Here is a 12,754-nt window from a genome sequence, read left to right on the forward strand (position 1 = left end):
ACATTCCATTCATTAAAGAGAGTCTATTTCTTATTTCTCCACTATAAACATAGATCTCTTCTTATTATTCACAATCTATAAAGTTATTACAATCTTATCATTTTGTTTTCTTAAAAAGTCGCACAATTCTTCTTATAAAAGGAATTTACTCTAACTGAAATTATAATTTTAACAATGGCCTGAAGCCATTTACTTTGTAACTTTTACTACCTTTTGTATAACTCCAGTAATTCCCATCTTTACCATACCATTTATCTAGACGACAGTACTTTCCTCTTATTACTATCTTATCATTTGTATTATCTACAAAATCGTTGCACCAAGAAGTTCTTCCATCTATTAAATTCCAATCAACTTCATCCATTAAAGGGCTTTCTATATAATTCGTCCAATCATTATCAATATCTTTTTTATTTTTCCCTCCAGTTGGTAAACTTATTTTCTTATTTAGTCTGTTTTCCTCTAATCTAAAATTATTTAAACCACTTTTAATATTAATCCAAGAAATTTCATTCTGCACATTACGATCAGCAATTAATTTTTTCTCTCCACCTATTTCATCCACCATAATAAAATAAAAGTCACCATCCGGATATGCAGAAGCTTCTGGCGGAAGGAATGGTCCTGTTTCTTCGCCTAATCCACTAAACTGTCCAACCTGATTGTATTTAGCAGCATAATGACAGCGAATTCGTTCACCAATTTTTATTGTATTTATATCCGTAACTTCATCTACATGAAGTAATCTTCCTGTTCTCTCTATCTCCACTCCAGTAAAATAAAAATTACCTTCTCCTTTAATTACAACATGATGTTCTTTATTCTCCAAATTTGATTCTTGAAAGAGCATTTGATTTATTCTTTTTGCAAAAAGCTCCTCATTTTTATTTATATGGGTAGTAAATCTTTTAACATTACCATCTATCCTTATTTCCATATTTTTCGAACCTAGTTTACTAGTAGAGCCAAAAATCTTAAATGATGTTCCTGTAAATTTAAACTCTAATTTAGAATCCCCGCTAGAAACCATCTGTTTGACAGGATAATTAATCATTTTGCTAGGAGCATAGTTTTCCTTTTTCCATTCTCCTTGAAAATCAAAAGCTCCACAATCACTTGCATAAAATTTGTAGTGTTGCTTTTTTGCATTTGTTTCAAGAAGTAAATGCACATTATATACACTTCCAATCACTTGATCCATTGTTTGTTTGCATCGATTAACATATGGAAGAAATGCATTGAGCACTAATTTTGCCTTCTGATAAATGTCCTCAGTCTTTCTAATTTCTGTGGCTCTTATAATCAATGCTTGATATTGAGTTCTGTTTATTGGGAGGATGTATACTTTATAGAATTCATTATTAGTTAGTTTTTGCATTTCATTGTTCAACTGATTAATAGCTTTATCGAGTTTTCTTGCTTGTTTTTTCTCAGCTAACTCTTCTATCTCTATAAAGTATTTTAGAACTCGCTTATGCAATTTTAAATATTGCTCTATCGATTGTTCTACTAAGCCTATCTTATTACTTAGAGTGTTTTCAATGTAACTTGATTGTTTCTTATGCCAATCCTTTGAGACAACTTCGATTTTTAATCTTTCTTCCATTAAAAGACTTAATGGCTGATATTTAGTTCCAATGATAGCAGCTCCGCCATTTGTAGTATTTATAACTTCGATATTTTTATAGGAAGATACATAATGTTCTAAATAAGTCTTCATATTAATAAACCCTTTAGTAGACTTAATTAGATTGCCATGTACATCTTCTACCATTACAATATTTTCTTTATCCTCTTCAATCTTTTCCTTTTCATTTTCTATTTCACTTGAATAACGTTGCTCTCCTTTTAGGGCCAGGTTTTGTCCGACCAAAATGATTGGATTAGATTTTAATTCGCATGCAAGCTGCAAAGTAACTGCAGCGATAGTTGGTGCATCATTAATTCGTTTTACATATTGAGCAGAATCTCCAATATAATATGGTGTAACGGTATCCTGAGAAGTAATCATATGAAGTTTAGGTCCAGGATAGTGCTTAAGTGTTTCAAATCCCACGCTCGTCCCATAAATCATGGGGACATCAATCACATCATTTTCAAGCATTTTTGTAAATACTGAATAGTTTATTTCTTGAGGATCATAAGTGCACACAGCATCAGGAATAATCCCATTTACAATAAGTGCTTTATTAGCAGAACCAACTGCAAAAATAAATGCTGTCTTTTGCGCTTTTATTTTTCTTAAGTTTTCATATTCCTCTTCTAAAGATGGGCCAGCAGAAACAATAATTAATGGTTTATCCTTAAATACTTCTTCATACCCATTAAGTATATTGGGGCTAGATAGAGTAACTGGCAGATTAATAAGACTATTCAATGTCCATCGAGAACTATATTTATTATCAATATAATAACTTTCATATTTACGAGTAATGGCTTCCCTAAAGTGTTCCGCAAACTCCTCCGATTTTTGATTGAAGACTCTTTCATAACTTGGAAGTACTATAAGTAATATTCTCTCTTGAATATTCAATGTTAAATTAAGTAAAAATTTTTCCGAACCATCTTCTACTGTATCGATGTAGAGATTTTTTAAACGGTTTAAATCTAGTTTTTCTAACCTATTTAATTCAAGAAATCTTTTAAACACATTCGGTATTGGTTCAAACATAGAATAATTCAATTTTGGATATCTATTTAATAATTCCTCAACATGATATCCAAGTCCTACCCCATAAAATAGCACGTGATCATACTTATCTAATTCGTCCTTGTAGCGATCTATCAAAATCTCTGCTTCTCTTATTGGATCATATTTACTATGAAGATAGTAAGGACGTTTATCTATTATTACAGAGAGCGTTGCAACTTGATCATCCTTTGTTTTAAGGATCTCTATATTCATCTCATCCTTATAATTTTCCAAAATACTAAAGGAACTACGCAAATGAGGAAATTTATTAATGATACTAGTTTGTTTATCCCCTATCATCTGAGTCTCTCCAATCATTAATTAAATTAAGTTTTCTTTCCGTATCCATGTTTTTAATATATCCTTTGATATTACTGCCTCCTCATGTGGATGTACTTTTTGAAACGTCGGAGTAATTAAATTTGGATAGTTCTCGCCTGTCGCACCATATGGTGGCCTGATTATATACATATCCTCTGTTTCTAATGCAACTCGACCTTCATCCTCGGTCATTAATTCTTCATACATTTTTTCACCAGGGCGTAAGCCGATTTCCTTAATATCAACTCGATGGGAGCTGTACTGTTGTTCCATATCATCGACAATGATTTCCACTAAATCCTGCAAGCGTATAACAGGCATTTTCAAGACAAAAACTTCTCCGCCGTAAGCTATTGCATTAGCCTTTAACATTAAAGCTATTGCCTGCTTAGGCGTCATCATATAACGAAGCATTTCCTTATTGGTCACAGTCACGTGACCTTTTTCTATAATTTGCTTTTTAAATAATGGGATAACCGATCCCCTTGATCCCATTACATTGCCGAATCGAACAGAACTAAAGATGGTATTTTTAGGACCCTTTTGATAGTTGGCTGCAGAGATGAGTCTTTCCGCTGTCAATTTTGTTGCTCCATATGCATTTGTAGGGGCAATTGCTTTATCTGTACTTGTAAATAGGACTCTTTTTACACCCGCATCTAATGCTGCTTGAATGACATTCTGTGTTCCGATAACATTTGTCTTTACTGCTTCAAAGGGATTATATTCACAAGCAGGCACATGTTTCATTGCTGCTAAATGAAATACAAAATCAATATCTTCCATCGCCATTAGTAATCTTTGTTGGTCTCTTACATCACCAATTAGGTATCTGATATTCGATTTATTTCCCATCTCTTGCTGCAGTTCAAATTGTTTATATTCATCCCTGCTAAATATCCGAACAACTTCCGGTTCACACTTTAAAAGTTCTATTAAAAGCTGCTTACCTATTGTTCCTGTTCCGCCAATAATTAAAATCTTTTTACGATAGTATAGATTATTATCCATTTAATTAACTCTTTTCTACTTATTTATAACCTGAAATGTCTTTTCAGTGATTGATTCAATTGATTCAAATTGTGGGAGAATTTCATAAGAAATAATATCTCCAATTAAGATGTAATCATGATTTTCAATTGCATCCAGCAGGTTAGGCAATTCAACTTCGAAATGATTAGCGACATTCAATAGATTTTCCTTATACTCATTTAACTCCGTATTACCCATACTCTTTATCGTACTATACACCCAATTTAAACCTTCCAATAAATCTTGAAGCAATCCCCATGCTTCTTCTGTTGGAGATTGATAAAACTGCTCTGTAAGCTGCTTAATAATTGGGATGGCACGATTACTATATTGGTTTAATGATACCGTTAAATCGTTAATAAATTCATCAATTGTTTTTGTCACTAATTCTATTTTTTCAATTGTATTGATTTGCTCCATAATTTGTTCTTCAAAATCACTATAAACTTCTTTTCCATTAATAATTAAATGACTAAAGTATAATTTGTTTTTTTCTAAGTCTTCATTAATTTTTTGTATAAGTATATCTATATTTTTCACGCTATTTTCATAAATAAGCATTTCACTGGATAGATGTAATTCCATTTAGTAACCCCCAACAATGTATTCTACTTACTATATCGGTATTATTTCAAAGAGTTGAATAACAAAACAGAAGATAAATAATGGAAGGAAAGGTATCGAGGCGTTATAAAAGCAAAAAATGACTACCGAAATCCGGTAGTCATTTAAGATTATTAACCTAATAATTGTAATACTGATTGTGGACGTTGGTTAGCTTGAGCAAGCATAGATTGTGATGCTTGAGAAAGGATGTTAGACTTAGTCATTTCCATCATTTCTTTCGCCATGTCTACGTCACGTACACGAGATTCAGCAGATTGTAGGTTCTCAGCAGAGTTACCTAAGTTACTGATAGTATGCTCTAAACGGTTTTGGAATGCTCCAAGCTTAGAACGCTCAGCAGAAACTTGGTTAATAGCTGCATCGATAGTTGAAATTGCAGCAGTAGCTTTTTTATGATCACTGATATCTAGAGCATATACTGCAGCACCAGTAGCGTTACCAGCATCAGTAAGTTTATTTGCAGCACCTGAAGCAAATTTAGCATCAGAAGATTTTTCTACAAGTTCAGCACCAATAGTTGTGCCATTTTCAGTTAGAATTTTGTTTCCAGTTGTTGAAGCACCACTAGCAGATGTATATTTTTCAGTTCCATTAGTAGTCCAAGCATTTTTTTGACCAACTTTATCGGAATCACCAATTTTTGCTGTAGAATTCTCAGTTCCAGCAACACCAAGTGCTTCAGCACGCATATCGAAAATGTCTACTGTAAAGTTTTGTTGTGAGTTTGCACCAACTTGTAAATGTAAACCATTTCCACTTTCTGTGTTACCAGCAGTTGCAACTCGCTCACCATCTTTTAATGCTTGTGAACCATTAAGAAGTTTCTTTTGGTTAAACTCAGTATTGTTACCAATACGGTTGATTTCAGAAGTTAATTGGTTCAATTCTTTTTGTAGCTCTTGACGGTCTTGATCTGTATTAGTATCGTTAGATGCTTGTGTAGCAAGTTCACGCATACGTTGCAGAATAGAATGCGTTTCGTTTAAAGCACCTTCAGCTGTTTGGATCAATGAAATACCATCTTGAGAATTACGTTGTGCTTGGTTTAAACCGCTGATTTGTCCACGCATTTTTTCAGAAATTGCTAGACCAGCTGCGTCGTCTCCTGCACGGTTAATACGTAAACCAGAAGATAATTTCTCCATAGATTTTGAAGCATTTACTTGGTTTGAACCCATTTGGCGATAAGTATTCATCGCTGATAAGTTATGATTGATAATCATTATTTGTTTTCCTCCCTGAATATAAATAGTTCCACATCCATGTGGTTAGCCGGTCATTTCAAAAAGTCGGCCGCCTTCTTGAATTGCCGTTCTATTAAATATATCGTCAGGGAATTATTTATGTTTAGTATATTAACAATAAAAATCTAATTATTTTTTCCTAATTGATTAGTAAGATTTTTTACGAAATCAACTGAGGCAATTCCCGCCTCATTATTCTCATTTTGGATGGCAACATAGACTTCTTTTCTATGTATTTCAATATGTTTCGGTGCTTCGATTCCGATTTTTATTTGCTCTCCTTCAATTGCTAGAATCGTTATCTCAATATCATTTGCAATTTTTATCGATTGATTTACTTTCCGTTTTAATACCAGCATTATTTAGAACCCTCCTTTTGTTCCTTGAAAAGAAAAAGTTCATGTTTGGTTTGATAATCTGAATCTACTAGTATGACTTGCTTGCCTCTTTTCAGCCTATCATTTATAACAATTGGACCTTGAAGATTAGCTGTAATGCTTTTCAGCTCTTCTTTAATGGTTAATAGAGAAAAGATGACTACTTCTTTTGTATCTTGTATTTTTAATAACTCTTTCACCTCATCGGAAATTTTCACTGCATATTCTTTAAAATACAAAAATGGATCTATCATGACAAAAGCTAATAAGGGGGTTGCTACTGATTGAAGTACGAAAAGGTCTGCTCCTCCTTCTAAAGGCAATATATAAAATTCCTTCTCCTCTTCAAAACCAGGTAATCCTTGTTCAAATCGAATTATTTTTTCTTTTTCTATAGCAACATTCCCATGAAATTTCGTTTTTATTTCCACTTTATTACCACCATTCTCATTTTAATTTATTATTTGCATCCAGTTAAAAAAAAATTCTGTTTACCATCCTATCTATAGGTAATTCTATTATAAAGGAAAAAAGCTATCCAATCGGACAGCTTATCGTAAAAAGTCTACTAATGATCTTTGCATAATTTGCGCTCCTACTTGAAGTGATGCATTATGAACCAGCTGCTGTGTTAAGTAGCCCATCACAGCTTCTTCAAAATCCATATTTTCATTCTCAGAAAGTGTTTGATTCGCAACAACTTCTTGCTTCTTCAATCTACTTTCAACCATTTCAGCACGATTCAATTGTGCTCCTAATTGAGACTGTGTAGAAACAACATCCGTTATATATCCATCAATTGCATCTAATGATTTAGTAATTTCCTTGCCTGTTGCATCGGGGTCCAAGATCATTTTCTTAATTGCCTCAATTCCACCAAACATATCTAATGAAAAAGCATTACTTGAAGTTATGTTAACAGGGATAGATATACCTTTTGAGACTTCTAATAGCACTTGATTTGAATTCGTCGAAACAGCAGTATCTTTTGAAATAACAATACTTCCACTATCTATTTTCTTTTCAGCAGCAACTGTTTCTCCATCTTTATATGGTAATTCTTCTTGATAGGTATATGTTATTTCTCCTGTATTTCCATCAATTTCAATCGAAGAGCCATTTTTATTTTTAAACATATTATCTGTACTATCATAGGTATATTTATTTCCTTGATAGTTTATTACATATTCAGAAGGATTAATAGACCCATCTGCTAAACCAGCTTGAAATCCCTCAAATTCCATATCTATTTGATTTAAATTCATGGGAGAGGAAGCTGTATCAGTGCCATTAAAAATATACTTATCCCCTACTTTTGTTTCTGCCAATGTTACTAACTGTTCTTGTAATGTGGTAATTTCATCGACAATATTCTTACGTGCCGTTTCATCATACGTATCATTTGACGCTTGCACTGTCAATTCTCTAATTTTTTTTAAAATTTGATTCGAGCTATCTAGAGCTGTATCAGCATTTTCCATCCAGTTATATCCTTCATTAAGGTTGCGCTGATATTGTTTTATCTCCGATACTTGTGTACGATAACGCATCCCTTTCATAGCTATAACAGGGTCATCTGAGGGTCTAGTTATTTTTTTCCCCGTTGTAATTTGATCAGAAAGCCTTTGTAAATCCTTATAGCTATTACTAATGTATTTCATATTATTATTGGTAAGCATTGATTGAGTTACTCTCATTATCTATTACACTCCTAGTTTTAATTAGTTAGGAAATAGAAGTTTTTATCTTCCTCCGACACCCATTCCATTAATAACTTTATCAAGCATTTCATCCACGATTGTAATCATTCTTGCCGCTGAATTATATGCCTGCTGGTATTTGATTAAGTCTACCATCTCTTCATCAATTGATACACCACTTACAGACATTCTTGATTGCTCAACTGAAGTCTTTAATATTCCTGAAGTCTTTTCCATCCTATTTGCCTCAGAAGCTTGTTCTCCTAATTTGCCAATAACCCCTTGATAAAAGGCTTGGACATTTGTTTTATTCCCGCCAAAATCAAGAATCGAATCCTTTACTTTTGAAAGGTTTAAGGCATTTGTTCCATTTCCAGCAGAGGACTCTGTAGCAGCTGCTATGTTATCTACATCCTCCAAAATTTCCTTGGACAATACAATACTACCAGCTGCTCCTTTTGGATTATCAGCTGTTATATTGCTATCTGTAAAACTAAAGAAGTCAATATCTTTGGCAGTTCCATCTTCTATTTCATTTAAACTATATCCACTTCGGTGAACCTCATTAAAAGCTGTTACAAACGTATAGACCATTTCATCTAAATCGTCAAACATAGCATTATATGTGCCCTTTATTTCTCCGCCTTCCATATAACCGTAACCTTCAATTACGCCTTTCAGCTTCCCTTGACTATTTAAGGCCTTGAAATCGTTTAAAGTATATACACCATTTGCAGCATCAGCATCAGCATCCGTTTCTATTCCATCAAACTTACTTTTAGCAGTCGGGTCATCATTTAGTTTAAAAAATTTAAAAGAGGTAACTGGGCTGTCTAATTCTTCTCTACTATCAAATTGGATATGGATGCCATTTGCTGTTCTTGTTGATGCATCTATTAGTTTAATAGGCTGACCATTAGAATCTGTTAAGATATCCCCCTCAGGTGTTGCCATGTATACATCATAAAGTCCCTCAGCACTTGCCCGAGCTAATCCGCCGCTGGACTTAGCTTCTACTTTAATATTCATCATCGTAGAAAGAGAATCAAGCAATCTATCACGTTCATCATATAAGTCATTAGGCAAATAGCCATTAGGCTCCACAGCACCTATTTGCTGATTCAATTGATTAATTTGCTTCAACACACTATTAATATTATCTTCTGTATTTTCTAATTCATTTCTATTATCTTTTTGAATTGCTTTTAAAGAAGAATACATATATTTAAACGTATCCGCCAAAGCAGATCCACGTTCTCTAACAACTCTTCTTGCCCCTTCATTTTCTGGCTCTGTCGCTAAATCCTGTAAGGAATTCCAAAATTGATCCATACTATTCGAAATCCCTGTTCCAGATAACTCATCCATAACATTTTCCATTTGTGATAACATTTGTGCCTTCGAATCCCAATATCCCAATTTACTAGATTCTTTGCGATATTGCATATCTACAAAGCTATCTCTAATTCGTTCAACCTGATCAGCTTGAACTCCAGTCCCCAAATGACCTGGCATTACCGGACTATTCTGACCAACTGTAGGAAATCCTTGTGTAGCAGCTAAACTTACTCTTTGTCTCGTATAGCCTAATGTATTAGCATTTGCAATATTATGCCCAGCTGTAGCAATAGCTGATTGCTGTGTTGTCAAAGCACGCTTTGCAGTTTCTAAGCCCATAAAGGTTGAAACCATTGATTCTCCTCCTAAATCTTTGATTCAAATATCGAAAATCCTTCTTTTTGATAAGGATTTTTCGTCTCTGACCGATTGTAATTATATGTGTCTATATCTGGCTTTAATAAATCAAGAGAGACCTCAATAAATTGCAGAGATTGGTTAATAAGTTGTTGATTTGTGTCATTTTGCGTTTTTATTAATCCCAGCACTTCTACCAGTTTCTGTTTTATTTCCATTAATATCTCTTTCGTTTGATCGTCAACCATTTTTATAACATCATTTAATGTTGTCTGCGTTGATACATTACCTAAAAAATTATTACAATTCAATTGCAATTCTTGATCCTTTTTTTGAATAGCTTTAATATACTTTTGTTCTTTGCCTGTGATTACTCTTAATTGATCTGTATCGCCTTTAATAAGGATGTCTTTTTTTTCAAAAGAAAGTTGCAACAGATCTTCATGCAAGGAAAGTATGTCTTTTAACGAAGCTTCAATCTTTTCGGTCTGCATCCGAAATCCTCCTATCTTTCCTTAGCTCTTTTTCCAGAATGATAGAATTTTTTCAGCAACTTCTTTTGAATCTACTTGATATGTTCCTTCACTAATTTGCTTTTTTAGCTCTTGAATTTTTTCTAGTCTTACTTCATCTTGTGTACCTTGAAGTTCTAACGCAGCTTTTGATATTTCCACTTTGTCTTCTTTTTTTATGTTTTGTGCAGTTGCATTTTTTTCCATCTGCTTTTTATATGGATTCATATTTACCGGATTATAATTATTAATTTTCATTTTTACACTCCTCTACAGAAAATTTGACCTTATGTTTCATATATGGAAATTTACTATACTCATCTTTCAGTTCTTATTCTTCTATCTTCTATATCGGTCAAAATTTTTCCTTTTAAAGACTAAAACTTGTTTTTATACAAATTAGACTGATATTCCTATTTCTATTCTAACCAGTCTATTCATATTTCATGTTCAATTTAGTCAAAATATCCCGATATAATAAAAAAGCAGCATAGAATTCCTGGGAATTCACTTGCCGCAATAGTTCTAATTACTTATTCAAGTATATATATTAATTAAAAGACCTTGGATTTCACCAACTGATTGTAATATATCTAAACCGTTTTTTTCTTTGTCTAATAAGGTATTGGTTAAGTCCACCAGCTTTTTATCCACTTCTTTAACAATTTTATATACTTTCGTTCTTCCTCTTCGATTAAAACCACTCTGCTCTTCTAGTTTCAAAGCATTGTTAACCGCTTCATCCATAAAATCTTTTACCATTTTTTTGTATCTGCGCAAATCATCTACCGTACGGTGTTCCGATAATTTTTTCCCTTGTCCCTCAATTTCTTCTACTAATTTTGTTAATTTGTCATAAACTGCCTGTTGACGATTTTTAGAAATAACTTCTTGAAAAGAAATACTCTCTGCCGGCAAATTATCTTTACTTTTTATTTTATCCGTACTTGTCCTCGATACTCTTTGTACTTCCATATATAAACCTCCCTTTCATAATTATAAATATATTTAGATTTCCAAGAGAAGATTGTTAATGTAGTTAATTTTATATTTATTACACACATATAGCATTTATATTATCATAAAATAGAAAGAAAAAAGCTAGTCCATCTTTTACCAGGACTAGCTTTGATTTAATAATTACGATTGTAGAAGCTGTAGAACTCCATTTGGTAATTGATTTGCTTGAGCCAGCATCGCTTGAGCTGATTGATTCAAGATATTATTTTTTGTAAACTCGGTCATTTCTTGAGCCATATCTGTATCACGGATACGAGATTCTGCAGATGTTAAGTTCTCATTTGTTACTTGCAGATTGCTGATTGTGTGCTCTAAACGGTTTTGGGTAGCACCTAGTTTAGCACGAATGGAAGAAATTTGGTTAATCGCTTGGTCGATTTTGAAAATTGATTTGCTTGCATCATCATTTGAAAGAATATTCAAATTATTAATCCCCAGCTTTACAGTGCTTAATTGCGGGATATCAATATTCAGATTCTGATTTGTATTGGCACCAATTTGGAATGTTAGAGCTTTGTTTGTTAAATCAAATTGTGATGAACCCTCTTTAACATTCGCTCCAAAAGATAGCTTCAATCCGCCGTGCTCAACTTCTCCATTTCTTGTAATAAGCTCTTTAGAGAAAGTAATTGGAGTAGTAGAATCGTCACCATTCACTTTAGAAACAGATAATGTAACTTTAGATTCTATTTGAACTTTAGCTGTACCATTTCCAGTAATTTGTGCTGTGTCTATCTTTATTTTCTTGCCAGTCTCTGTTCCAATTGTCTCAGTTTTTCCATCTTCACCTACTACTGCTGCAAGCTGGCCAATAGAAAATCCACTTGGATCAAAAATTTCAATATTGGCGCTTCTTTTTGTTCCATCATCCTGATATCCTGTAACCACCACAGAATATTCTCCTAATGCTAAGTCACTGTCTGGATCCATTGTAAGAACATCTGAGGAACTGATTCCCGCACCTGGTTGATTTAATGTATTAACAAATTGCGGAGTTCCAGAAACTGCCACTTCGTATTTGCCTGTTGCCAAAGTTGGATCTACTACTGTAGGAACCTGCTTTAAGTTTGTTTTTGCCTGTTCTCCATCAAGGAATTGTGTATCAACTGCACTAGAACCATCTAATAGCTTACGTGTATTAAATTCAGTTTTAGCGGCAACACTATCAATCTCTTTTAACAGCTGATCAATTTCTTGTTGAATGGAATTACGATCTGAATCGGTATTTGTGTCATTTGCTGCCTGTACAGATAGTTCACGCATACGTTGAAGCATTGAGTGCACTTCATTCATTGCTCCTTCTGCTACTTGCATTAAAGAAACACCATCTAGTGAGTTGCGTTCTGCCATAGATAAGCCTTTAATTTGCGAACGCATTTTTTCAGAAATCGCAAGTCCTGCTGCATCATCGGCTGCACGATTGATTCTTAAACCAGAAGATAATCTTTCTAGGTTTTTGGAAGTATTGAATTGGTTTTGGTATAGATTGCGGTAAGCATTCAGCGCCTGAATATTGTGATTAATTTTCATTTTA

Annotated in this window: 12 protein-coding genes; all 12 read right to left on the minus strand. The window is 33.4% G+C overall.

The annotated features are described in order from the left end of the window. Positions 1-160 precede the first annotated feature (160 nt). Positions 161-2,992, minus strand: a complete 2,832-nt coding sequence (locus tag NST77_RS16000) for a motility associated factor glycosyltransferase family protein (RefSeq protein ID WP_176474202.1) — start codon at positions 2,990-2,992, stop codon at positions 161-163. Between the two features lie 21 nt (positions 2,993-3,013). Continuing rightward, entirely contained in the window at positions 3,014-4,024 is a 1,011-nt protein-coding gene (locus NST77_RS16005) for a UDP-N-acetylglucosamine 4,6-dehydratase family protein (protein WP_095330273.1), read from the minus strand. Between the two features lie 15 nt (positions 4,025-4,039). Beyond that, the gene (locus tag NST77_RS16010) at positions 4,040-4,630 is read right to left on the minus strand and encodes a hypothetical protein (protein WP_095320499.1); all 591 of its coding nucleotides are present in this window, start codon (positions 4,628-4,630) and stop codon (positions 4,040-4,042) included. Positions 4,631-4,782: 152 nt separating this feature from the next. Then, positions 4,783-5,895 (minus strand): flagellin N-terminal helical domain-containing protein, encoded by a 1,113-nt coding sequence (locus NST77_RS16015; protein WP_095320498.1) that lies wholly within the window; start codon positions 5,893-5,895, stop codon positions 4,783-4,785. Between the two features lie 146 nt (positions 5,896-6,041). Then, positions 6,042-6,275: a carbon storage regulator CsrA gene (gene csrA, locus NST77_RS16020; protein WP_095330271.1), complete on the minus strand. Its 234-nt coding sequence runs from the start codon at positions 6,273-6,275 to the stop codon at positions 6,042-6,044. Beyond that, entirely contained in the window at positions 6,275-6,724 is a 450-nt protein-coding gene (gene fliW / locus NST77_RS16025) for a flagellar assembly protein FliW (protein ID WP_095330270.1), read from the minus strand. Before fliW ends, csrA begins: the two co-directional genes overlap by 1 nt. Before the next feature lie 120 nt (positions 6,725-6,844). Beyond that, positions 6,845-7,990, minus strand: coding sequence for a flagellar hook-associated protein FlgL (gene flgL, locus NST77_RS16030; protein ID WP_095330269.1), 1,146 nt, complete (start codon positions 7,988-7,990; stop codon positions 6,845-6,847). Between the two features lie 45 nt (positions 7,991-8,035). Then, the gene (gene flgK, locus NST77_RS16035) at positions 8,036-9,685 is read right to left on the minus strand and encodes a flagellar hook-associated protein FlgK (protein WP_095330268.1); all 1,650 of its coding nucleotides are present in this window, start codon (positions 9,683-9,685) and stop codon (positions 8,036-8,038) included. Between the two features lie 11 nt (positions 9,686-9,696). After that, positions 9,697-10,182, minus strand: coding sequence for a flagellar protein FlgN (locus NST77_RS16040; protein WP_095330267.1), 486 nt, complete (start codon positions 10,180-10,182; stop codon positions 9,697-9,699). Between the two features lie 21 nt (positions 10,183-10,203). Beyond that, positions 10,204-10,458, minus strand: coding sequence for a flagellar biosynthesis anti-sigma factor FlgM (gene flgM, locus NST77_RS16045; protein WP_095330266.1), 255 nt, complete (start codon positions 10,456-10,458; stop codon positions 10,204-10,206). Positions 10,459-10,737: 279 nt separating this feature from the next. Further along, positions 10,738-11,175: a YaaR family protein gene (locus NST77_RS16050; protein ID WP_095330265.1), complete on the minus strand. Its 438-nt coding sequence runs from the start codon at positions 11,173-11,175 to the stop codon at positions 10,738-10,740. 165 nt (positions 11,176-11,340) lie between these two features. Beyond that, positions 11,341-12,750 (minus strand): flagellin N-terminal helical domain-containing protein, encoded by a 1,410-nt coding sequence (locus NST77_RS16055; protein ID WP_095330264.1) that lies wholly within the window; start codon positions 12,748-12,750, stop codon positions 11,341-11,343. Positions 12,751-12,754 lie beyond the last annotated feature (4 nt).

Source organism: Niallia sp. FSL W8-0177 (genome assembly GCF_038006285.1).
GTDB lineage: Bacteria > Bacillota > Bacilli > Bacillales > Cytobacillaceae > Niallia > Niallia circulans_A.